Below are 22,493 nucleotides of genomic sequence, written 5' to 3'. Positions count from 1 at the left end.
TGAAAGCGCGGCCCGGCTCGCTCCGGCCGCGCTTTTTTTGCGCGGGCGCGCCGCCTTCCGCGCCGCGGCTCCGCTGGCGCGCAAGCCTTGAGCGCGCGAAGTTTTGCGGCGGCGCGGGAGCGCCTTATACAGGAGCCATGAAACAGGAGCCGCGCGAAACGGGAGCCATGCGGGCGCCTCGCCCCTGCGAGCGGGCCGCCCCGGCGGCGCCCGAAGGAGGCGACGCGCGGTGAGCCTGATCCTTGGCGCCCCCTTCGATCGCCCGCGCGCCGTCTGGCGCGGGCTTTCCCGCAAGGTCGGCCAGCTTCTGCCGCAGGGGCTTTACGCCCGCGCCGCGCTCATCGTCATCCTGCCGATGATCGTGCTGCAATGCGTCCTGACCTATGTGTTCATGGAGCGCCACTGGCAGCTCGTCACCACCAGGCTGTCGACCGCGCTGACCCAGGACGTCGCGGCGCTGATCGAGCTGCACAAGGCCTTTCCGGGGGCGGACGCCAAGCTCTCCCAGATCGCCCAGGACCGGCTCAGGATCGAGGCCGAGTTCCTGCCGCCGGGACCCCTGCCGCCGGCGCTGCCGAAGCCGTTCTTCAACATCGTCGACGCGGCGCTCTCGAACGAGATCCGCAAGCAGATCTCGCGCCCGTTCTGGCTCGACACGGTGGGACGCTCGAACCTGATCGAGATCCGCATCCAGCTCGACGACGCGATCCTGCGCGTGCTCGCCTACCGCAGCGCCGCCTACGCCTCGAACTCCTATATCTTCCTGCTGTGGATGGTCGGCACCTCCTTCGTGCTGATCGTGGCGGCGAGCTTCGTGCTGCGCAACCAGATCAAGCCGATTCTGGCGCTCGCCGGCGCGGCCGAGGAGTTCGGCAAGGGCCGCGACCCCGACTTCCGGCCGCGCGGCGCGCGCGAGGTGCGCCGCGCCGGCTTCGCCTTCATCGAGATGAAGCGCCGCATCGAGCGCGCCATCGAGCAGCGCACCACCATGCTGTCAGGCGTCAGCCACGACCTGCGCACGGTGCTGACCCGCTTCAAGCTCTCGCTCGCGCTGATGCCCGAAAGCGAGGAGACGGCCGACCTGCAGAAGGACGTCGCCGAGATGCAGCGCATGCTCGAAGCCTATCTGGCCTTCGCCCGCGGGGCCGCCGGCGAGCGGGCGGTGCGCGTCGACATGATCGAGTTTCTGGAGGAGCTGCGCTTCGACGCCGAGCGCGAGGGGCATGACGTCGCCATCGCCTATAGCGGCGACCCCGTGGCGACGCTGCGGCCCGACGCCTTCAAGCGGCTGCTGTCGAATCTGATCGGCAACGCCCAGAACTATGCGAAGACGGTCGCGGTCGAGGCGGTGCGCGACAAGCGCTTCCTTTATATTCACGTCGACGACGACGGGCCGGGCGTGCCGCCCGAACTGCGCGAGGAGGTGTTCCGCCCCTTCTACCGCATCGACGAGGCGCGCAACCAGGACGTCGGCGGCACGGGTCTCGGCCTCGCCATCGCGCTCGACATCGCCCGCTCGCATGGCGGCGACATCCAGCTCTCCGATTCGCCGCTCGGCGGCCTGCGCGCCACGGTGCGCGTGCCGGTGTGAGGCGGGGCCGGGCCGGCCCTCAATAGGCCCGGTCGATCAGCGCCTCGATCCATTCGGCCTGCGTCTCGCCGATCGAGCGGGCGACCTCGACCTTTCCCCTGAACACGATCAGCGTGCTCTGCATCGCCGCCCTGAATCGGCGCGTCAGCTCCTTCTGCGTGTCGAACTCGATCGTGAACACGCGCAGGTCCGCAAAGCGCCCGTCGGCCGCGGCGAGCCGGTCGATGATCGGCCGCTGCGCCGCGCAGGCGGGGCACCAGGGGGCCGTGATCTCGACCAGGACCGGCGCGCCCTCGGCCTGCGCCTCGGCGAAGGCCGCGTCGTCGAAGGGTTCTGGCGGCGCCGCCCGCGCGGGGCCCCGCCCGAGCGCGGCGAACAGGCCGAGGGCGGCGAACAGGCCGAGCGCCGCGCGCCGGCGGGGGCGAAACGGCGGGCGGGGCGTCATTGCGGCTGCGCCCCGGGCGCGGCCTTGGCCCATTCCGCGTCGGCGGGCGCGGCCGCGAGCGCATGATCCTCCTGCCAGCCCTCGACGCCGTCCGGCAGCCAGTAGACGTTCTTGTAGCCAAGCATGACCAGCCTCCTTGCGGCGTTCCAGCCGCCCCAGCATTCGGGATGGCAGAAAGCGACGACGGGCCGCGAAAGATCGCCGCCGGTCAACGCCGCGGCGCGCCGCGCGAAGGCGTCGGCGAAGGCCGGGTCCGGCGTCCCCTCGCCGGCGCCGGGCATCCAGACCGCGCCGGGAATCGTGCGATGCGCCGGCATCCAGACGGCGTCCGGGCCGAGCGCGGGCGGGCGCCGGTCGGCCGGGCCGACGTCGATCAGCACGGGCGCGCCGCTCTCCGCCAGCCGGGCGAGCCCCGCGGCGTCGATCACGCGCGCGCCCTTCAACGTCTTCGGCGTATAGCCGCGCAGCGGCCCGCGCCAAAACCCTTCGGGCTCGGGAACGTCGATCGGCGAGACGGGCGCCTGCGGCGCGGCCGGCGTTTCGGCCTGCGCCCGGCTCGCGCCGCCGAGCGTCCAGATTGCGGCGCCGAGCGTCCAGGTCGCGCCGGGCGTCAATGTCGCGCCGAGCGTCAATGTCGCGGCCAGCAGGGGCGGCGTCGAGAGGCGGAAGGCGGAGCGCAAAATCATGGCGGGGCGCATGTTCGTCGCTTTTCCCAAAGCCTCCTCCAGAGCGGCGCGCAAGGCAAGCGCGTCGCGCGGGATTCAGACGGCGGTCGTCAGCGCGATCAGCCAGCGCGGCGAGGCCCTGAGCGCCGCGGCCTCGATCTCGCGGTCGAAGCCGGTCAGCACCGACGCGCCGAGACCGACGAGCAGCAGGGCGAAGGCGGTCCGCCCCGCGCCCGCGAGCGCCTGGAGCCGCAGGCGGCGCGCGGCGGCGAGCCGGCGCAGCCCGTAGCCCGCGGCCAGCAGCGCCAGCGCCGCGCCGAGCGCGAAGGCCGTCATGACGGCGCCCGCCGCCGCCAGCGAGCCGCCCGAGGCCGCGAGCGCGAAGGCCGCGCCAAGAGTCGGACCGACGCAGGGCGCCCATAAAAAGGCGAGCGCGGCGCCGGCCGCGGCGAAGCCGAGGAGCCCGGCGGGCCGGCGGGCGTCGAGCGTTTCGCCCCAGCGCGCGAAGCGGCCGAAAAACGCCTCGGCGCGCCGGCGCAGCGGCGAAACCAGCATGACGAGCCCGGCGATGAGCGCCAGCGCGGCGGCGGCCGGCCGCGCAAGATCGCCGCCGAGCGAAAGGCCCGCGCCGGCGAACAGCGCGCCGGCGGTCCCGAACGTCAGCGCGAGGCCGAGCGCGAGGGCGAGCGGGCCGCGCGGATCCTGCGCCGCCGCCCCCGCGACGACGACCGGCGCGAGCGGCAGCACGCAGGGGCTCAGAATGGTCAGAAGGCCGGCGGCGAAGGCGAGAAGCAGCGTCATGGGTCCGCGTCCGTCGCCGCGCCGGGCCGCGCGGCCTTGACGGGCGGCAGCATAGGCCGGCCGCAGGGCGCCGGCCAGAGCGCGTTTTTTCGGACGCGGGCCAGGCGCGCGCTTCGGCCTATCCCGGCTTGCGGGCGGGCCTGCCGTGCTTGTCCGTGAAGGGGAACACGCCGGCGACGAAGGAGCGCGCCATGTGCCTTGCGCGGGCGATCGCCTGCCCGGCGTAGTCGCCCGGCAGGATTTCCGCCGCGCTTTCCTCGAACAGGGCGAGCCAGCGCGGGAAATGCTCGGGCTTCAGCGTCGGCAGCTGGGTGTGGACCGGAAAGGGAAAGCCGGTGTAGCGCTGCGTCTTCAAAAGCGCGTGCGACCAGAAGTCGGCGACGGTCTTCAGATGCCCGTCCCAGTCCGCGACGGCGGCGGCGAAGACCGGGCCGAGCAGGTCGTCCTGCCGCGCCTTGCCGTAAAAATCCTCGACCAGCGCCGTGATCGCGGCCTCGACCTTCGCGCGCTCGGCGTCGGAGATCGCCGGCCCGTCGAAGGCGCAGCCGTCGTCGCCGACGCTTTTCGAGAGCGGCCGCGCCGCCTGTTCGCTGGACGGGCTTGCGTCCGGCTGACGTCCATCCATGAAAAAACTCCTCGCAGTTAGAGCGTCTTCAGTAAAAGGTGCAGACTTTTACGTTAAGAAAATTCGCAAAAACAACATGTTAAAGCGCATTCGCGGCTCGATGAACGCCGAACGCGCGCCAGGGTCTGCGCCCGGATGGCGAGACATGAATTTGACGATACGGCGGCCTGCGCCGCGCCGCCTTGCGCCCACTCAAGCCGACGGCGCGCCTCAGCTCAAGTCGCGCAAATGCCGCAGCACGATGAAGCGCGACACGATTCCGGTGGCGAGCGCGGCGCCGAAGGCGATCGCCAGAATCGCCACATAGACTTCGGAGCCGAGCGAAAATCCGCCAAACAGCGCCTCCATCTGGTCGCCGCCCGGCGTCGCGCGCAGGAATTCGACGAGCGTCGAGGTCAGATAGAACGCCACAATCGCCGACACGCCGCCGATCAGCCCGCCGCGCAGGCCGAGCCGGAAGAAATGGCGCTGGAACTGGCGCGCGACATATTCGTCGGCCGCGCCCACGAAATGCAGCACCTCGATGATCTCGCGGTTGCCGGCCATCGCGCCGCGCGTCGCGAAGGCGACGGCGAGGATCATCGCCGCGAGCACCAGCGCGAAGATCAGCGCCGCCGCCACGACGACGCTGTTCGCCATCAGCGCCAGCCGGCGCATCCAGCGGTGATGGTCGTCGAGCGTCGCGCCCGGAACCGCGTCGGCGACGGCGCGCGCCAGCGCGGTCGCGTCGAGATGGGCGCCGGGCCTGAGGGTCAGCGCGACGAGGCGCGGCACCGGAAGCTCGGACAGGTCGAGATTGGAGCCGAGCCAGGGTTCGAGCAGCTCTTCGGATTCGTCGCGCGAGAACGGCCGCGCCGAGGCGATCCCCGGCGTCCTGCGGGCCAGCTCGGCGGTCTTGCGCAGGTCGGCCTCGATGTCGCGCCCCTGCGTCGGGCGGATCTGGATCGTCATCTCGCGCGCGACTTCGCTGCGCCAGGACGACGAGGCGTCGGCGATCAGCATCGCCGCCCCGGCGGTCAGCGCCGCGAGGAAGGTCATGATGGCGATGACGGTCACGAGCGCCCGTCCGGCGATCGAGGCCGCCGGCACCAGCGCCTTTTCGCGCCGCGTCTGGCGCGCCCGCCGGCGCCGCTCGCCGACGCGGCGCGCAAAGTCGCGCAGCCGGCCGAAGCCGCGCTTCACGGGCGAGCGCGGCCGCGCTTCGGCGGCGAAGCTCTGGTCTTCGAGATCGACCGGATCGAAGCCCGCGGGATCGAAGTCGTGATCCGCCGCCGGCGCGCCGAAAAGCTCCTCGCGCCGCGGCGTCTGGCGGTTCGGCTCGGCGAGGGGGAGGTCGCGTGGGTCCAAATCGCGTCAGTCCAAATCCGCGCGGGTCCGTGGCGCCTGTCCTGCGCGGAGGCCTCATGCGCCGCCCCCAAGTCGTAGCGCGCCCGCCGCCGCGCGCCAAGCTTTTGCGGCGTCGGCCCTCGGGGCGCGCGCGGCGGGCTCAGTCGAAGATGTGCAGGCGCCCGTCGCCGAGCACGAGGCGGCGCGCGCCGTCGAACTGGTCCATGAGGCCGAGGTCGTGGGTGGCGATGACCACCGAGGTGCCGGATTTGTGCAGCTCGGTGAACAGCCGTAGCAGGCGGCGGGCGAGGCTCGGGTCGACGTTGCCGGTCGGCTCGTCGGCGAGCAGAAGCTCGGGCCGCACGATCAGCGCGCGGGCGATCACGGCGCGCTGCTTCTCGCCGCCCGACAGCACGGCGGGGGGAATGTTCATGCGCTCGCCGAGCCCGACCCAGCGCAAAAGCTCGGTCACTTCGGCGCGATAGGCCGATTCGTCCATGCCGCGCACGCGCAGCGGCAAGGCGACGTTCTCATAAGTGGTCAGATGGTCGAGCAGGCGGAAATCCTGGAACACGACGCCGATGCGCCGGCGCAGGTCCGTGACGCCCGCCTTGTCGATCGTCAGCGCGTCGCGGCCAAACAGGCGGATCATGCCGCGCGTCGGCCTGAGCGACATGAGGATGAGGCGCAAAAGCGTGGTCTTGCCGGCGCCGGACGGCCCGGTGAGGAACTGGAAGGACTGCGGCTCGATCGCGAAGCTGATGTCCTTCAGCACCTCCGGGCCCATGCCGTAGCGCAGGCCGACGTTCTCGAAACGCACCAAGGCGGAGCCTCCTCACGCGCGGGACCGCCGCGCCGCGGCACAGTAGAGCATCGCCGCGCAGGCTTGCAGGTTTTTCCGGCAGGGCCTTGACGCCGCGGGTCGACGCTTATTTTGACTGAAAATGGCCCCGGCGCCCCGGTCGGGCCTTGACCGCGGCGCCGGCCGGAGAAATTTTGCGCGCGCGCCCAAATTCCCGGGCGAAGGAGGTTTTCATGCGCGCTCTGGCCGCCGGTTTCGGTCTTCTCGGCTTCAGCCTTGTTCTGGCCACCGCTCCGGCGCGCGCGGAGGACGGTTCGGAGGCGCAGCAGCGCTGCGTCTCGAGCTGCCTCTATCACGCCAGGGGAACGTCGGACCCGGCCTATGAGCGCTGCATCGCCAAATATTGCGCCCATATCGGCGAGGATGAGGACAAGGACGAGGCGCAGGGCAAGCAGAAATAGCGCCCGCAGCTTGGCGGCTTACCCCAGAAGCTCGATCAGCGGCGGAATCAGCGGCGCGTCGGCCGGCGGCATCGGATAGTCGCGCAGGTTTTTCGGGAAAACCCATTTCAGCGCCTGGCCCTCGCGCGGCGCGGCGAAGCCCTCCCAGCGCCGGCAGACGTAGAGCGGCATCAACAGATGAAAGCTCTCATAGGCGTGGCTGGCGAAGGTCAGCGGCGCGAGGCAGGCGGGCTTCACCGCAACGCCAAGCTCCTCGGCGAGCTCGCGGACCAGCGCGTCTTCGGGCCGCTCGCCGGCGTCGAGCTTGCCGCCGGGGAATTCCCACAGCCCGGCGAGCTCCTTGCCTTCGGGGCGCCGCGCGATCAGCACCCGCCCGTCGGCGTCAATCAGCGCGCAGGCGACGACGAGCAGAAGCCTCACGAGCGATAGTCGCCGTTGATCTCGACATATTCCCTGGTGAGGTCGCAGGTCCACACCGTGGCCGATCCGGCGCCGACGCCGACGTCGACGCGGATCCTGATCTCTTTTTCTTTCATGAGCTTCGAGACCTCGGCCTCGTCATAGGCCGGGTCGCGCCGGCCTTTGGCGGCGACGCGGACGTCGCCGAACCAGATTTCGAGGCGGTCGCGCTCGGCCTTTTCGCCGGCCTTGCCGACGGCGGCGACGACGCGGCCCCAGTTCGCGTCCTCGCCCGCGACCGCCGTCTTGACCAGCGGCGAATTGGCGATCGACAGCGCGATGCGCTTCGCCGCGGCTTTTGACGCCGCGCCCGAAACCGTGATCTCGACGAAATGGCGCGCGCCCTCGCCGTCCTTCACCACCTGATGCGCGAGGTCGAGCAGGATCTCGTCGAGCGCCGCCCTGAACGGCGCGAGGCGGCGGTCGCGCGCGTCCTCGATGCGGGGGGCGCCGCGCTTTTCGGCGGCGCCGGTGGCGAACAGCATCAGCGTGTCGGAGGTCGAGGTGTCGCTGTCGACCGTGATCGCGTTGAAGGAGGCCTCGACGCCCTTCGACAGCATCGCCTGCAGCGCCGGCGCCGTGATCGGCGCGTCGGTGAAGATGAAGGAGAGCATCGTCGCCATGTCCGGGGCGATCATGCCGGCGCCCTTGGCCATGCCGGCGATGACCACCTCGACGCCGCCGAGCTCGACCGTGCGGGTCGAGACCTTCGGATAGGTGTCGGTGGTCATGATCGCCTTGGCCGCCTCGAACATGTCGCCGGGCTTCGCCTTCTCCGCGAGCTTCGGCAGCGCGGGCTCGAATTTCGTCGCGTCGAGCGGCTCGCCGATGACGCCGGTCGAGGCGAGGAAGATTTCGCCGCGCGGGACGCCGAACGCCCTGGCGGCGACGGCGGCGGTGAGCTTGACGGCGTCGGCCCCGGCCTTGCCGGTGAAGGCGTTGGCGTTGCCCGAATTGACGACGAGCGCGCGCGCCTTGCCGCCGGCGAGCTTTTCGCGGCACCAGTCGACCGGGGCCGAGGGGCATTTCGATTTGGTGAAGACGCCCGCGACCTGCGTCCCCCTGTCGAGGAGCGCGATCATCACGTCGGTGCGGCCCTTGTAGCGGATCCCCGCGGCGCCGGCGCAAAAGCGCGCGCCCGGCACCGGCGGCAGGTCGGGGTAGGTTTGCGGCGCGAGCGGCGAAAGGGCGGCCATGGAGTCCTCGGGAATGGCGTCCTCGGGAGGAGGCCCGCCGGGCCACAGGGGTCACGAAGCTTCGCCGCGCCCGCCGCGAACGGGCCGCGCGCCGGCGCGCCGAAGCTCACGCTCCCGTTTGCGGCCAAGCGGCGGCGCCGTCAAGGGCGGCGCGCCCCGTCCCTGTCAGGCGCGTCTTATTTCTTTTCGGCCTCGGGCGCCTTGTCGTCGTTCGGCTCCGCCGCCGGGGCGGGGACCGTCGGCGCGCCCGGGGCGCGTTCGATCTTGGCGTCCTTGCGCAGGCCGACGACGAGATCGCTCTGCGCCTTCTGGGCGACGTAGCGGCTCACCTGGTCGCGCACCTCGTCGAGCGTCGGCAGCGGCTTCTCGCGCTTGCCCTCGAGCTTGATCACATGCCAGCCGAAGGACGACTTGACCGGCTCCGAAAGATCGCCGGGTTTTTGCAGCTTGAAGGCGGCGTCGGCGAATTCGGGCACCATCTTGTCCTTCGAGAACCAGCCGAGGTCGCCGCCCTCGGCGCCGGGGTCCTTCGAGACCTCCTTGGCGACCTTGGCGAAATCCTCGCCGCCCTTGAGGCGCTTCAGCACGGCCTTCGCCTCCTCCTCGGTCGGGACCAGGATATGGCGGGCGTGGACCTCCTCTTCGGGCTTTTGCGCCTTGATCGCCTCGTCATAGGTTTTCTTGATCGCCGCCTCGGTCACGGCGGCGCGGGTGACCTGGCCGAGCATGGTCTCCATCAGCAGTTTCTCGTGCTGATAGGCGAGGCGGTCGGCGAAATCCTGCGTCTTGTCGAGCCCTTCGGCCTTGGCCTTCTGCGCGACGAGGGCGCCGTCGATCAAAAAGTCGAGCAGATAGGCGTCGCGCGCCTTGCCCTGGAGCTGCTGCGGCAGGCTCGGGCCGAGGTCGTCGGCGGCGATGCGCAGGTCCTTTTCGGTGATCGCCTCGCCATTGACCGTGGCGAGGACCGTGGCGTCGGAAACGGGCTTGGCCGTCTCGGATTTGGCGGCGTCCGATTTGGCGGCGTCCGATTTGGCCGCCTCGGGCTTCGGCGCGGCGCTCTCGGCGCGGGCGAGGCCGGGCGCGGCGGCGAGCAGCGCGACGAGGCTCGCGGCGCGCGCGAAAGACGACAGCGAGAAAGAGGAACGAAGGCGCGAAAGGTCAGGCGTCATGGCGTGCTCCCGGACGTCGCGCATGTGAGGGGCCCGGGCCGCCGGGATGCTGCGAGGTCGTTGTTCTTGGCGTTGCGTTGGGGTGGCGTCGGAGTCGGCTTTGTGAAAAAGCGGGGCGAAGAGGGCGGTCCCGAGCGGGCGGTGCCGGGGGCGAAACCGGCGCCTCTCCGGCGCGGCTGCGAAAGATGCATGGCCGCGCGGCTTTGACAAGGCCCGCGCGCCGCGGTCCGGCCCCGGCGGGTCTGATCGACCGCTCCGCGCCAGGCCTGTTCGGCAAGCCCCCGGCAGGCCTGTTCGGCAAGCCCCCGGCGGGCGGGTTCGGCAAGCGCCCTGCGGGCGGGTTTGACAAGCGTCCGGCCGGCCTGTTTGACAAGCCGCCGGCCCGCCCCTATGTGTCCGGCGGACCATCAGATTTGCCGGCGCGGCTTGCGGGTTTGCTGGCGAAGCCGGGCCGCCGGCGTCAGGGACGCATGACCTTCTGGGCATGGTCTTTTCGCGGGCCGGCGGCGCTGCGGGCCGGACGGCGCTTGGCCGGGGCGCGGCGGCGCGCCTTCGTCCGCGCGCGGGGTCGCCGTTCGCTTCGGGCCTTCGCACAGCCAAGCTCTCTCCCTATATGAACGGCGGGAGCCCGCTTCGCGCGAAGCGGACGGGCGGGCCGTTCGCGCGTCATGATCTCGTCCGGCGCGTGACTGCAGGAGTTGACTGACCATGCTTGCTTCTTTCGCGAAGAAGATTTTCGGCTCGGCGAACGACCGCCGGCTGAAGAGCTACAAGCCGAAAGTCGCGGCGATCAACGCGCTCGAGCCGGAGATGCTGAAACTCTCCGACGCCGAGCTTGCGGGCCGGACGGCCCAGTTCCGGGCCGAGCTCGCGGCCGGCCGGACGCTCGACGACCTGCTCGTGCCGGCCTTCGCCGTGGTGCGCGAGGCGGCGCGGCGCGTGCTCGGCCAGCGCCATTTCGACGTGCAGCTGATCGGCGGCATGGTGCTGCACGAGGGCGCCATCGCCGAGATGCGCACCGGCGAGGGCAAGACGCTCGTCGCGACGCTCGCGACCTATCTCAACGCGCTCGCCGGCAAGGGCGTGCATGTCGTCACCGTCAACGACTATCTGGCGCGCCGCGACGCCGAATGGATGGGCCGCGTCTACGGCTTCCTCGGCCTCTCGACCGGCATCATCGTGCATGGCGTCGACGACGAGGAGCGCCGGCGCTCCTACGCCGCCGACGTCACCTATGGCACGAACAACGAGTTCGGCTTCGACTATCTGCGCGACAACATGAAATATGAGCTGTCGCAGATGGTCCAGCGCGGCCACGCCTTCGCCATCGTCGACGAGGTCGACTCGATCCTGATCGACGAGGCGCGCACGCCGCTGATCATCTCGGGGCCGTCCGACGACAAGTCCGAGCTTTACAATCTCATCGACAAGGTGATGCCGAAGCTCGACCCGGAGGATTACGAGGTCGACGAGAAGCAGCGCGCGACGAGCCTGACCGAGCGCGGCAACGAACATATCGAGGAGCTTCTGCGCGAAGCCGGGGTCGAGATCGAGGGCTCGCTCTACGAGGCGGCCAACGTCACCATCGTGCATCACGTCAACCAGGCGCTGCGCGCGCACAGGCTGTTCCAGCGCGACAAGGATTACATCGTCCGCAACGGCGAAGTGGTCATCATCGACGAGTTCACCGGCCGCATGATGCCGGGCCGGCGCTATTCCGAAGGCCTGCATCAGGCGCTCGAGGCCAAGGAGCACGTTCAGGTCCAGCCCGAGAACGTGACGCTGGCCTCGATCACCTTCCAGAACTATTTCAGGCTTTACGGCAAGCTCGCCGGCATGACCGGCACGGCCTCGACCGAGGCCGACGAATTCGCCGAGATCTACAAGCTCGACGTGGTCGACATCCCGACCAACCTGCCGGTGCGCCGACTCGACGAGGACGACGAGGTCTATCGCTCGGCCGAGGAGAAGCTGCGCGCCATCGTGCGCGAGATCGAGGCGGCGAACGCCAAGATGCAGCCGCTGCTCGTCGGCACCACCTCCATCGAAAAGTCGGAGCAGCTCGCCGAGGCGATGAAGGCGCAGGGCTACCGGCAGATCGACTTTTCCGCGCATGACGCGCTGCTGCCGCTCTATGAGGCGGCGCGCGCCGGAAAGCCGTCGAAGCTGTTCGCCGTGCTGAACGCCCGCTTCCACGAACAGGAAGCCTATATCGTGGCCGAGGCCGGCGTGCCGGGCGCGATCACCATCGCCACCAACATGGCCGGCCGCGGCACCGACATCAAGCTCGGCGGCAATGTCGACATGCGCGTGACGCAGGAGTGCGACGGGCTGCCCGAAGGCCCCGGGCGCGACGCCCGCGAGGCGCAGATCCGGGCCGAGGTCGAAGGCTTCAAGGCGCAGGCGATCGAGGCCGGCGGGCTCTATATCATCGGCACCGAACGCCACGAGAGCCGGCGCATCGACAACCAGCTGCGCGGCCGCTCGGGCCGCCAGGGCGATCCGGGGCGGTCAAAATTCTTCCTGTCGCTGAAGGACGACCTGATGCGCATCTTCGGCTCCGACCGCATGGAGTCGATGCTGGTCAAGCTCGGCCTCAAGGAGGACGAGGCGATCGTCCACCCGTGGATCAACAAGGCGCTCGAAAAGGCGCAGCAGAAGGTCGAGGCGCGCAATTTCGACACGCGCAAGAACATCCTGAAATACGACAACGTCATGAACGACCAGCGCAAGGTCGTGTTCGAGCAGCGCCGCGAGATGATGGCGACGGATTCGCTCGAAGAGATGATTCACGAGATGCGCGAGGGCGTGGTCGACGACCTCGTCGTCCGTCATGTCCCGCGCGACGCCTATCCCGAGGCCTGGGACGCGGCCGGCCTCACGGAGGGCGCGCGGGCGAGCTTCAACCTCGACCTGCCCGTCGCCGACTGGGCGAGGGAGGAGGGCATCGACGAGGAGGCGCTGCGCGAACGGCTGCAGAAGGCGGCCGACGAGGCCTACGCCGCCCGCGTCGAGCGCAACGGGCCGGAGCTCACGCGCTACATCGAGAAGCAGGTCGTGCTGCAGGCGCTCGACCATCTGTGGCGCGAACATCTCGTGACGCTCGACCATCTGCGCCAGGTCGTCGGCTGGCGCGGCATGGCGCAGCGCGACCCGCTCAACGAATACAAGTCGGAGGCCTTCGAGCTGTTCGACGAGCTCATCGCCCAGTTGCGCCAGATCGTGACGCAGCAGCTTTCGCGCGTCGAGGTGGCGTTCGAGCCGGCGGGGCAGGAGCTTGAGCCGCAGGGCGGCGCGCCGTTCGACGAGACCTTCGCGACCTTCGCGGGCGCCTCCGCGACGACGCTCCCGCCGCAGGAGACGGCGAGCGCCGCGGCCGCGCCCGCGCCGCTCGCCGTCGCTGGCGCGACGGCCGTGCTGCCGCGCCCCGGCGAAGAAGACGGCGACGTTCCCAAGGTCGGGCGCAACCAGCCCTGCCCCTGCGGCTCCGGCAAGAAATACAAGCATTGCCACGGCGCGCTGAGCTGAGGCGGGCTGTTTCCGGGCGCTGCGGGCCGAAGCTTTCCCCGGCGCGCCGCGCGGCCTGACGGGCCGGCTCGCGGCTCCCGCGGCGGCTCTCCGCGCCGGCTTCGGCGCGGGGCCGCGGCAATGCAGAACCGGCCCGACCCCGGGGCCCGGGCGCGCTTGGCGCAAACGCCCTCCGCGCCGCGCAAACGTTCTGGAAATTTTTTTTACACGCGCGCCGGAGGCGGCGGGGCGCGGGGCGATATGCCTTTGATTTCAATGAAATGCCTATATTTTTGCCACACGCAAAAATTGTGTCCTAAAAAAGGCGATGTATAGTCAAAAACAAGCAAGCGTGATTTAAATAGACGCGCAAATTCCAGTATTGCACGGAATGCGCAGCCAAAGCGTGGCGATTATCGAGGTGATAAATACGTAAATTCATCAGGACTTTATTTTGCGATGCAAGATCATTTCAGCGCCCTGTCGAGCACAAGAAAAAACTTGGAATTCAAATAACGAAAGTCAATTTTTATCAGATTTACTTGACGGGGCCAATAAAACGCCAGAGATATGAGAATGATCTCCGTAGATTGAAGAAAATGTGAATGGACGTGACTTTGCTTCCTTGCTATTCGGCTCAGGTCGCGTTTGCTTAAAATAGACGATGTGCCGCTGATTGCTCGTTCAGATTATTACGCGAACATGTCGCTGTGCGATCAATCGTTTCGGAGCCGGCTTCTATGAATCAACTGCCCTGGCCGCTGAAGACTTTGAAGCGCGAGGCGACTCCGGCTCCCGCGGACTTCATTCCGGCCGAGCCCGTGACGGGCTCGGTCTTCTTCTCCGTCTGCCTGCCCCCGCCGGTTCACGGACAGGCGCTCGTCAACGCGTCGGTCGTGCGCGCGGCGCAGGCCTATGCGCCGGCCGAAAAGATCGTCGTCGAAGACATCGGCCCCGGCGGCAACAAGTTCGGGCTGAAGTATCATCTGACGCGCCTGCGGCGCGTGCTGCACGCGGGCGCCGGCCTGCTGCGCGGCGGCGTCGCGCCCGGGCGGCGCCTCTACACGGTGTTCGAGTCGGGCTACGGCGTCGTCTACAATTTCCTGCTCATCGGCCTCGCCCGCCTGCTGGGCTATGACGTCGTGCTGCATCATCACACCTCGGAGCACAGCTTCGTGCGGCAGGGGCGTTTCGCGCTGCTGCAGCGGCTCGCCGGCCCGCGCTGCCTCAACGTCGCGCTCTCCGACGACATGGCTGAGAACCTGCGCCTGCTCTACCCGGAGCTGCGGCCGGTCATGGTCAGCCACAACGCCTGCCACATTCCGGCCCCGGCGCTGTCCGCCGCGGACCGCCGCGCCGCGCCGCGACAGGGGCGGCTGCGCATCGGCTTCCTCAGCAATCTGTGCCGCGAAAAAGGGCTCGACGTGGTGCTCGACGTCGCCCGCCAGTGCCGCGCGCGCGATCTTGACGTCACTTTCGTGCTCGCCGGCCCGACCGTCGGCGAAGACGCCGCCGCCCTGCTGAAGGAAGGCCAGGACAGCCTCGGCGACATGATCGAGGCGATCGGCCCGGTCGGCCCGCAGGCCAAGGCCGAGTTCTTCGACTCCATCGACGTGTTTCTGTTCCCGACGCGCTATCGCTACGAGGCTCAGCCGCTGGTGCTGCTCGAAGCGATGAGCTATGGGCTGCGCATCGTCACCACCAATTGCGGCTTCATCTCCGAACTCGTCGGAGATCATGGCGCCGTGTTCGACCCCGACGAGCATCTCGTCGAGGACATCGTCGACGAGGTCGAGCGCATGGTCCGCGCCCCGGATCTCGTCCGCCGCGGCGCCGAGGGCGTCGAGGCGCATTTCCTCAAGCTGCGCGCCATGGCCTTCGACCAGCTTCGCCAGCTCACCCAGCGCATGTTCGCGCCGGCCAGCCGCTCGCTGCCCAAGCCGCCGCCGCTTGCCTCGCTGCCTCTGCATCCCCCGGCCGCGCGGATTTTCTGACGCCCCTTTCGCCAGGCGCCCCTTTCGCCAAAACGAAAGGCTGCGGCCGAACTGGCTCCGGCGCCGCCTGACGCTGCCGCAAGCGCCCGCTCATGCGGGCGCTTTTCATTGTCGCCGGCCGTCGTCGCCGGCCATGACGTCGTCGCCGGTCATGACGCCGGTCACGTCGTCCTTGACCCTGTCTTCTCCGCCGGCCGCAGCCCTCCCCAAGCCGCGCCCGTTCGCGGCCCTTTCCCCGCCGGCCTGCGCCTGAAGCGACGCGGCGACTCTTTCCGCCATCGCGTTGTAACGCCCGGGGCTTGCGCGAACCTTTTCGCGCCGGCGCTGTTTGGCGCGAGCGCCGGCAAGGCGCAATGAAGATGAAAGGGAGACGCTCATGAAAACCGCCGCCGCCTTCGCCGTTTTCGCTCTTGCGTTCGCGCCCGCCGCAAGCTTCGCGCAGGGCTCGCCCCCCAACATGCCCGGGCCCGCAGCGGGCGCCGAGCCGTCCGCGCCGGCCGCGACCGGCATGACGCCGCCGCCGGTCGGCGGGCTGGTCGATCCGGCGACCGGCCGTTCGGTCACGCGCGACGGAACCCCCGGCGCGGCGCCGTCGAGCGGCGAGACGCCTTCGGGCGCGCCGCCCGTCGGCATGGGCCGGGGCGAGAAATAGGCCGCGAGAAGCCGCCTTTCCTGACAGAGGGCGGCCTTTTCGGCGGGCCGCGCCGGCTGGGCGACTGACCGAAGACGATCCTGAGCAGGCTTTTCAACGTTCTGCCGTCGGCCGCGCTCATCGCGGGTTTTGCGCCGGGCGACGCGCTCGCGCGGTCGAAATCCAGAGCGCATGGAGACCCCGAGCGCGCCCGCGCGCAGAATCGCGCCGCCGATGGGCCTTCGGGAACGCGCCAAAGCCCCGGCGCTCCCGCGACGCGCTCGAGCCTTCGGTCGGCCCTGGCTTCAGGCGTCGACGGCGGACGAGCGTTCCTGCGCCTCGATCGCCGCCGCGCCCTGCGGCGGCGGCGCCGAAAAGGCGGTCTCGGCGTAATAGGGCGAATGGATCGCCCGGCTCGCCTCGGCCGTCACGTCGCCGTCGAACAGTTTCACGCTGAGCGCGCCGCCAAGGGCGTGCGCTGCGCCGGCGAGCGCGCCGCGCGCATAGGCGAGCGCGTTGGCCGCCGAATCGAATTCATAAAAGCCGCCGACGGTGTTCGCGCCGATCCCCGCGAGCCAGGTCTTGCTCCTGAGGCCGGGGATTGTCTTCAGGTCGGCGTCGATCGGCCGCCAGTCGAGGCTCGAAAACGGGATCGAGACCTGGATCTCGGCGTAGAGGAACACTTTGCTCAGGCTCATGGTCTTTCCTGTCGAGAACGCGTCCTGTGTGGAGCCGGCGCCGGCCGTCGAAGAGGCGCGCCGGGCGCGCCGTGGGCGGCGCTCCCGTTGAACGCGCCCGGCGCGCGCGCGTCGCGGGGGCGCGCTCAAAAAGGTTCGGCGAAGGGCCGAAGGTCGATCTCATGGCTCCAGGCGCTGCGTTTCTGGCGCCAGAGGGCGACATAGGCGTCGGCGACGTCGTCGGGCTTCAGCAGCCCGTCCTCGCCCTTGGCGGCGACGAACTGCGGAAAGCGCTCGCGGGCGAAATCGCCGTTGATCACGCCGTCGACGATCACATGGGCGACATGCACGCCCTTCGGCCCGAATTCGCGCGCAAGCCCCTGCGCCACGGCGCGCAGGGCGGATTTGGCCGCGGCGAAGCCGAGGAACGGCGGGCGCGCGCGCAGCGAGGCGGTGGCGCCGGTGAAGATCAGCGTGCCGCGCCCCTGCGCCGACAGCCGGCGCGCCGCCTCCCGCCCCACCAGAAAGCCGCCATAGGCGTTGACGCGCCACAGCGCCTCGAACGCCTCGGGCTCAAGCTCGAGCGCGGGGCGCGCATAATTCGCGCCCGCGTTGAAGACGACGAGATCGAGCGCGCCGTCCGCCGCCGCCTCGGAAAACAGCGCCTCGACGTCCTGTTCGCGCGTCGCGTCGGCGACGCGGGCGCGCGCCGTCCCGCCGCGCGCCGCGATCTCCGCGGCGACCGCCGCGAGCCTTTCGCCGCTGCGCGCGGCGAGCGTCACCTTGAGCCCCTCCCGCGCGAAGCGCCGCGCGAGCGCCGCCCCGAGCCCCGAGGAGGGGCCGACGCCGAAGATCACCGCCGTCTTCGCCTGGTCCTGCGTCATCGCTTCGTCTCCCTCGCGCCGGGCCGCGCCCGCGGCGGTCAGATCGGCGCGGCGAGCAGCTTGTCGATGCGCCGCCCGTCGAGGTCGACGACCTCGATGCGCCAGTTCTCGTAGATGAAGGATTCGCCGGCTTCCGGCAGATGGCCGAGCTCGGTCAGCACGAAGCCCGCCGCCGTGTGGAAATGGCGGTCCTTCGGCGGCCTGACGCCGAGCCGCTGGAACGTCTCCTCGGCCGGGGTCATGCCGTCGATGAGCAGCGAGCCGTCGTCGCGCTCGACGATGTCGGGGTCGTCGCCCTCGGCGTCGGGCAGGTCGCCGGCCATCGCCTGCAGCAGGTCGGACTGGGTGACGATGCCTTCGAGCACGCCATATTCGTCGAGAATGATGGCGAGCCGCACCGGCGCGGCCTTGAACTGCTCCAGCACCTTGAAGATCGACATGGTCTCATGCACCACGAGCGGCTCGCGCACCGCGGCGATGGGGTCGGGCGCGCGCCCGTCAAGGATCTGGTGCAGCAGGTCCTTCTTCAGCACCATGCCGAGCGGCTCGTCGATGCCGCCGCGCCCGACGAGCAATTGCTCATGGGCGCAGTCGCGGATCGTCTTCAGCATTTCGTCGAGGCTGTCGTCGGCGTCGATCCATTCGACCTCGGTGCGCGGCGTCATGATGTCGCCGATGCGGCGCTCGCCGATGTTGAAGACGCGCTCCACCACCTCCTGCTGCGAGAGGTCGAGCAGGCCGGCCTCCTGGCTGGCGGCGACCAGCAGCTTCAGCTCCTGCGGCGAGTGCAGCGATTCCTCGCCGGTGCCGGGTTCCAGCCCGCAGCGGCGCAGCACCCAGTTGCCGACGCCGTTGAGGCCGACGATGAACGGCCGCAGCAGGAACAGGAACACGCCGAGCGGGCGGACGACGGCAAGCGCGGTGGCCTCGCTGCGCTGGAGGGCGAGGCTTTTCGGGGCGAGCTCGCCGAGCACGATGTGCAGCGCGGTGATCAGGACGAAGGCGATCGCCACCGCGATGGCATGCGATCCGGCCGCCGCGGCCTGGCTGGGCAGGAAGGACAGCAGCGGCTGGATCAGATGCGCCAGCGCCGGCTCGCCCACCCAGCCGAGGGCCAGCGACGAGATGGTGATGCCGAGCTGGGTGGCGGCGAGATAGGCATCCAGCTTTTCCACCGCGCGCTGCAGCGGCAGGGCATTGCGCCGGCCCTGGGCGACGAGCTCGGTCACCCGGCTGCGCCGGACGGCCACGAGGGAGAACTCGGCCGCGACGAAGAATCCGTTGGCGGCGACGAGAAGCAGGACAGTCAGTATTCCCAGGAGGTCGAATACGCGACTGCCATCGGCGCTGGGCATGGTCTCCTCACGGGCGGCGGGAGCCACCCCGGTCTGTTGAACGAAACATCCTCATATCACGACCCGGAGGATGGCGCAGCGCGGGATCAGGTGCCGATGAAGCCGGCCCAGGCGCTGATCAGGAGGCCACCGACCAGGAAGCCGAAGATGGCGAGCAGCCCGAACACCACGCGGAGCAGCCCGGTCGGCCTGACCGGCGGGCTCGCAAGCCAGTCTCTCAATGCCGTGTCGATGTTGATGACGGGCAGGATGTGCTGCAGCGTCGCGGCAAAGCAGCGGCAGGCCTCTCCCGGGTCACGCAACATGTAACGCAGGACCAGCCGGCGGGGCGGCGGATTTGCGTCGATGGCAAGCCGGCGTCCGACAATAGTCCCGTGCAGCCAGAGCCCGGCCACTGCGGCGAGCGCGACCGCCCAAACCAGGCCGCGGAACCGGTGATAGCCGATGCCGAAGCCGACGAAGGCGAACAGCGTCCAGTCCCAGAGGCGGTCGGCACCGCTGGAAGTGGTCATTTCATGGTAGCGCCCGTCATAGCGCATATCGTCCGACGTCACCGGCTGACCAACGGACGCGAGCGCCGCCGCCAGCTGGCGATATGTCTGTAAGCTGCGGTCCGGATCTCGTGCGAGCCAACCGGTCCACCATGCGCGGGAGCGCGGCTCGATGGCCTGCTCGCCGCATGCCGCCGCCGGCATGCCTTGCGGCGTGTAGACCGGCGGCCGGTTGTAGGTGAATCCTTCAAGGCGCAGCCGCTCCGGCCAGGCGCAGGGCGCATCGCGGATCACCGGCACGCTGGCATCGAGCAGGCTCAGTTCGCTCGGCCCATCGCCAGGTGCGACCCATCGGGCAGGCGCGCCCTGCCGTTCGAGCCGCAGCTCCTTGGCGATCCGCGCACCGTCGATGGCGACCCGCCGCAGCTCGCTTCCGCCCAGGAGCAGGCTGTCGCCGACAGCGGCTCGCTCGAGCCGCAGCCTGCGGTGGAACTGCGTTTCGACCCCGCAGCCTCCCTCGCCATGCACGGTCGCGGTTATATTGGCGCCGCGGAGGTCGATGTCGTCCAGGAACACACCGCCCGACAGGCTGAGCTGGCCGCCAACGCGCGCGGTGCGAAGGTTGACGGGTGCCTTGAACACCGTGCTCGCCATCGGCGGGCATGCGCGCGGCGACAATTCGCTGATGTTCCGTATATAGGCCTCGGGCTGGACCAGCAGGTCCCGATCGACCCGCAGGCCGCTTGCCGCGACGCGCTGATGGAAGGTCGCCCTGGCCATCACGAGCGTCCTGTCGATATGGGCATTGACCAGGTCGAGCGTGCAGTCCTTGTGGCAGTCGCCACCGAAATTCCCGTCGTCGAAGCGCAGCGAGCCTCCGACATGGCTGGCATTCAGGCTCACGCCTCCACTCACCCGCGCCGAACGCAGGGTCAGGCTCTCACCGAAATGCCCCAGCGTCGCCTCCACACCGCCGTCGATCCGCGCACTGTCGAGGACGACGGCCGACTTTGTGCCAATGCCCGACATGTTGACGTTGCCGCGGATGCGCGAATTCCTGAGGCTCAGCGTGCTGGCGAGGCGTGCGCCCGCCAGGCAGACCCCGCCACGCAGATCGCTGTCCGCGATCTCGACCGGCAGTTCGATGTCAGCGAAAGGAAGCGCGACAGCGACCACGGAATCGGGACAGTCGGGATCCGGGACATCCGGCGAGACGATCACACGCTGCAAACGCATCCCGCGCGGCAGGTCTTTCAGCTTCTGGGTGGTGAGCAGCGAGCGCACGAACCGGCCGGTGATGTTGCGGCAGGCGGCCTGGCCTTCGACCGGGAGGTTCACGCAACCGGGCGACTGCGCCAGATCGGCAACTTCGCCCTGCTTCAGCTGTGTCAGGACCCAATCCTCTGTCGCCGACCAGGCTCCTGCCGCTCGCGGCATGGCGGCGCAGGCCAGGGCCAGCAAGGCCAGCAGCACGGCGCGTGCCATTGCCACCTCCATCCCCGTGACGTTCCGGTCTCAACCTAATCGCGCGAAGTCCAGCGCGGCAAGCCCGGCGGCGCGGCCGGTGGCGAGGCAGGCCTGGAGGAGGTAGCCGCCGGTCGGCGCCTCCCAGTCCAGCATCTCGCCGGCGAGGAAGGTGCCGGGGTGGCGCCGCAGCATCAGATCGGGGCCAAGCTCGCTCCAGGCCACGCCGCCGGCGGTGGAGATGGCGCGGTCGAGGCCGAACGGGGCTTCGAGGCGCAGGGGCAGCGCCTTGACCAGGGCGGCGAGGTCGCCCGGCGCGCCGGCGTGCAGCGCTTCCTGCACCAGGCCGGCCTGGACACCTTCCAGGCCGAGCGCCTTGCGCAGGAAATTGCCCAGCGACTGGCCGCGGCGCGGGGCGGCGAGGCGCCGGGCCACGGCCTCCGCGGCCAGATCGGGGCGCAGGTCGAGCGTGAGCGTCGCCGGGCCGTGCGCCGCGATCGCCTCGCGCAGGGGGGCCGCGAGGGCGTAGACGGCGCCACCCTCGATGCCGGCGGCGGTGACCACCGCCTCGCCCAGCACGCGCCGGCCGGCGAAGGCGAGCGCGATGCGCTTGAGCGGGGCGCCGGCGAAGCGGCTGCGGAACACCGCGGACCAGGCGACGGCGAAGCCGCAATTGGCCGGGCGCAGGGGGGTGACCGCCACGCCCGGCAGCAGCGCCGGCCAGGCCCCGTCGCTGCCGAGGCGCGGCCAGGAGGCGCCGCCCAGCGCCAGCACCGTGGCGTCGGCCGGGGGCGTGGCCGCCAGCCCCGGCCACGGGCTGCGCAGATGCAGGCGCACGCCGAGGCCGTCGAGCCGCCGCAGCCAGGCGCGCAGCAGCGGCGAGGCCTTCATCGACCGGGGGAAGACCCGGCCGGACGAGCCGGTGAAGGTCGGCTCGCCCAGGCCCTCGCACCAGGCGACCAGCGCGGCCGGCGGGAAGGCGCGGATGGCCGGCTCCAGGAACGGGCGGGCCGCGCCGTAGCGGTCGAGGAAGGCTTCGAGGTCCTCGCCGTGGGTGAGGTTGAGGCCGCCGCGGCCGGCCATGAGGAACTTGCGCGCCGGGGCGGCCATGCGGTCATGGACGGCGACCCGGGCGCCGCCGGAGGCGGCGGCCTCCGCCGCCATCAGGCCGGCGGGGCCGGCGCCGAAGACGGCGATGCGGGGGATGGGGCGGGGCACATCGCGTCATACCCCATCCCCCCGGTGCCGACTATGCGGGCACGAAGCGCCGCACCAGCATCGTCGCCTCCGCCCGGTAGGCGAACAGGATGTAGGCCGCGCTGGCCCAGACCGCGCAGGCCTGCTTGAACAGCACGCCGCCGTCATTGTACGGGTCGATGCCGAGCGGGCTGGCCACATGGAAGAAGATCGCGCCCGACATGATGGCGAGCGCGAAGGCGGCGCCGGCCACCCGCGTGGCGGGGATGACCACGAGCACCGAGGCGATGATCTCCGCGATCGCGACGCCGAGGCGGAACGGCTTCTCGTAGGACGGGATGAACAGCCAGTCGGCGAGGGTCTGGAACAGGTCCACCGAGCCCTGGTTGCCGGTGAGCTTGAACTGCTCGTACCAGAGCAGGATGCCGGCGATGAACAGCGCCGCCGGCCAGGTCAGCAGCTTGAGTGCGCGATCCATGATGAACCCTCCTTTGTTGCGCTCTGCGGAGGGGACGCGGCAGGCGGTTCCGCGTTACGCTGGCCCCTGCCCCCGCCCCGGATCGCGCATGCACGCCCCGCCCATCCCCGTCCTCGACCTGATCGCGCTGGCGCTGTTTCTCGCCATGTGGCTCGGCTACGGGTTGGCGCAGCGGCATCTCGGGGCGGGGGCGATCAACAACCGGCTGCATGCGGTGCGGGTGCTGTGGATGCGCGCGATGCTGCTGCGCGACAACCGGATCGCCGATTCCTCGC

Annotated in this window: 20 protein-coding genes and 1 pseudogene; 6 read left to right on the top strand and 15 right to left on the bottom strand. The window is 70.1% G+C overall.

Going from position 1 to position 22,493, the window contains the following annotated elements:
- Window positions 1–229 precede the first annotated feature (229 nt).
- Window positions 230–1,591 (top strand): ATP-binding protein, encoded by a 1,362-nt coding sequence (locus ACILRB_RS05160; RefSeq protein ID WP_395665233.1) that lies wholly within the window; start codon window positions 230–232, stop codon window positions 1,589–1,591.
- A gap of 19 nt (window positions 1,592–1,610) precedes the next feature.
- Here the strand turns inward: ACILRB_RS05160 and ACILRB_RS05155 are convergent, their stop codons facing one another.
- The 6 genes from ACILRB_RS05155 to ftsE form a co-directional block, all read right to left on the bottom strand.
- Window positions 1,611–2,036 (bottom strand): thioredoxin domain-containing protein, encoded by a 426-nt coding sequence (locus ACILRB_RS05155; protein ID WP_395665232.1) that lies wholly within the window; start codon window positions 2,034–2,036, stop codon window positions 1,611–1,613.
- The gene (locus ACILRB_RS05150; RefSeq protein WP_395665231.1) at window positions 2,033–2,734 is read right to left on the bottom strand and encodes a rhodanese-like domain-containing protein; all 702 of its coding nucleotides are present in this window, start codon (window positions 2,732–2,734) and stop codon (window positions 2,033–2,035) included. The genes ACILRB_RS05155 and ACILRB_RS05150 overlap by 4 nt, the downstream gene beginning before the upstream one ends.
- A 63-nt stretch (window positions 2,735–2,797) precedes the next feature.
- The gene (locus ACILRB_RS05145) at window positions 2,798–3,502 is read right to left on the bottom strand and encodes a cytochrome c biogenesis protein CcdA (protein ID WP_395665230.1); all 705 of its coding nucleotides are present in this window, start codon (window positions 3,500–3,502) and stop codon (window positions 2,798–2,800) included.
- A gap of 118 nt (window positions 3,503–3,620) precedes the next feature.
- Window positions 3,621–4,127 (bottom strand): group III truncated hemoglobin, encoded by a 507-nt coding sequence (locus ACILRB_RS05140; protein ID WP_395665229.1) that lies wholly within the window; start codon window positions 4,125–4,127, stop codon window positions 3,621–3,623.
- 210 nt (window positions 4,128–4,337) lie between these two features.
- Window positions 4,338–5,474 carry a cell division protein FtsX gene (locus ACILRB_RS05135; protein ID WP_395665228.1) on the bottom strand — a complete coding sequence of 379 codons (1,137 nt, stop codon included), beginning with the start codon at window positions 5,472–5,474 and terminating at the stop codon, window positions 4,338–4,340.
- A 139-nt stretch (window positions 5,475–5,613) separates the two neighbouring features.
- Window positions 5,614–6,276 carry a cell division ATP-binding protein FtsE gene (gene ftsE / locus ACILRB_RS05130; RefSeq protein WP_395665227.1) on the bottom strand — a complete coding sequence of 221 codons (663 nt, stop codon included), beginning with the start codon at window positions 6,274–6,276 and terminating at the stop codon, window positions 5,614–5,616.
- A 212-nt stretch (window positions 6,277–6,488) separates the two neighbouring features.
- Here ftsE and ACILRB_RS05125 point away from each other — a divergent pair, with 212 nt between their 5' ends.
- Window positions 6,489–6,716, top strand: coding sequence for a hypothetical protein (locus ACILRB_RS05125; protein WP_395665226.1), 228 nt, complete (start codon window positions 6,489–6,491; stop codon window positions 6,714–6,716).
- Window positions 6,717–6,734: 18 nt separating this feature from the next.
- Here the strand turns inward: ACILRB_RS05125 and ACILRB_RS05120 are convergent, their stop codons facing one another.
- The 3 genes from ACILRB_RS05120 to ACILRB_RS05110 all read right to left on the bottom strand — a co-directional run bounded on the left by ACILRB_RS05120 (window position 6,735) and on the right by ACILRB_RS05110 (window position 9,540).
- Window positions 6,735–7,136, bottom strand: a complete 402-nt coding sequence (locus ACILRB_RS05120) for a (deoxy)nucleoside triphosphate pyrophosphohydrolase (protein WP_395665225.1) — start codon at window positions 7,134–7,136, stop codon at window positions 6,735–6,737.
- Window positions 7,133–8,371: a bifunctional glutamate N-acetyltransferase/amino-acid acetyltransferase ArgJ gene (gene argJ, locus ACILRB_RS05115; RefSeq protein WP_395665224.1), complete on the bottom strand. Its 1,239-nt coding sequence runs from the start codon at window positions 8,369–8,371 to the stop codon at window positions 7,133–7,135. The genes ACILRB_RS05120 and argJ overlap by 4 nt, the downstream gene beginning before the upstream one ends.
- A 176-nt stretch (window positions 8,372–8,547) precedes the next feature.
- Entirely contained in the window at window positions 8,548–9,540 is a 993-nt protein-coding gene (locus ACILRB_RS05110) for a peptidylprolyl isomerase (RefSeq protein ID WP_395665223.1), read from the bottom strand.
- A 708-nt stretch (window positions 9,541–10,248) separates the two neighbouring features.
- Here ACILRB_RS05110 and secA point away from each other — a divergent pair.
- The 3 genes from secA (at window position 10,249) to ACILRB_RS05095 (ending at window position 15,693) form a co-directional block, all read left to right on the top strand.
- Complete coding sequence (gene secA / locus ACILRB_RS05105) at window positions 10,249–13,068, top strand: preprotein translocase subunit SecA (RefSeq protein ID WP_395665222.1); 2,820 nt, start codon at window positions 10,249–10,251, stop codon at window positions 13,066–13,068.
- Window positions 13,069–13,787: 719 nt separating this feature from the next.
- Window positions 13,788–15,041, top strand: coding sequence for a glycosyltransferase family 4 protein (locus ACILRB_RS05100; protein WP_395665221.1), 1,254 nt, complete (start codon window positions 13,788–13,790; stop codon window positions 15,039–15,041).
- A gap of 376 nt (window positions 15,042–15,417) precedes the next feature.
- Window positions 15,418–15,693, top strand: a complete 276-nt coding sequence (locus ACILRB_RS05095; RefSeq protein WP_395665220.1) for a hypothetical protein — start codon at window positions 15,418–15,420, stop codon at window positions 15,691–15,693.
- Window positions 15,694–15,977: 284 nt separating this feature from the next.
- On the opposite strand, the gene ACILRB_RS05090 is transcribed toward ACILRB_RS05095, so the two are convergent.
- From ACILRB_RS05090 to ACILRB_RS05065, 6 genes are all read right to left on the bottom strand, one after another.
- On the bottom strand, window positions 15,978–16,370 hold the full coding sequence (locus ACILRB_RS05090) for a hypothetical protein (protein ID WP_395665219.1): 393 nt from the start codon (window positions 16,368–16,370) through the stop codon (window positions 15,978–15,980).
- Between the two features lie 125 nt (window positions 16,371–16,495).
- A complete protein-coding gene (locus tag ACILRB_RS05085) occupies window positions 16,496–17,233 on the bottom strand; it encodes an SDR family NAD(P)-dependent oxidoreductase (protein WP_395665218.1) in 738 nt (245 codons plus the stop codon).
- Window positions 17,234–17,271: 38 nt separating this feature from the next.
- Window positions 17,272–18,588, bottom strand: a complete 1,317-nt coding sequence (locus tag ACILRB_RS05080; RefSeq protein ID WP_395665217.1) for a hemolysin family protein — start codon at window positions 18,586–18,588, stop codon at window positions 17,272–17,274.
- A gap of 86 nt (window positions 18,589–18,674) precedes the next feature.
- Window positions 18,675–20,564 (bottom strand): hypothetical protein, encoded by a 1,890-nt coding sequence (locus ACILRB_RS05075; protein ID WP_395665216.1) that lies wholly within the window; start codon window positions 20,562–20,564, stop codon window positions 18,675–18,677.
- 30 nt (window positions 20,565–20,594) lie between these two features.
- The gene (locus tag ACILRB_RS05070; RefSeq protein WP_395665215.1) at window positions 20,595–21,761 is read right to left on the bottom strand and encodes an NAD(P)/FAD-dependent oxidoreductase; all 1,167 of its coding nucleotides are present in this window, start codon (window positions 21,759–21,761) and stop codon (window positions 20,595–20,597) included.
- Window positions 21,762–21,792: 31 nt separating this feature from the next.
- The gene (locus tag ACILRB_RS05065; RefSeq protein WP_395665214.1) at window positions 21,793–22,218 is read right to left on the bottom strand and encodes a hypothetical protein; all 426 of its coding nucleotides are present in this window, start codon (window positions 22,216–22,218) and stop codon (window positions 21,793–21,795) included.
- 88 nt (window positions 22,219–22,306) lie between these two features.
- Here ACILRB_RS05065 and ACILRB_RS05060 point away from each other — a divergent pair.
- Window positions 22,307–22,493 (top strand): annotated as a pseudogene (locus ACILRB_RS05060) (hypothetical protein); the annotation flags it as partial.

This window comes from Methylocella sp., assembly GCF_044226135.1.
Lineage (GTDB): Bacteria > Pseudomonadota > Alphaproteobacteria > Rhizobiales > Beijerinckiaceae > Methylocapsa.
The sequence above is the reverse complement of the archived record's forward strand: the minus strand, read 5'-3'. Positions and strand labels throughout refer to the sequence as shown.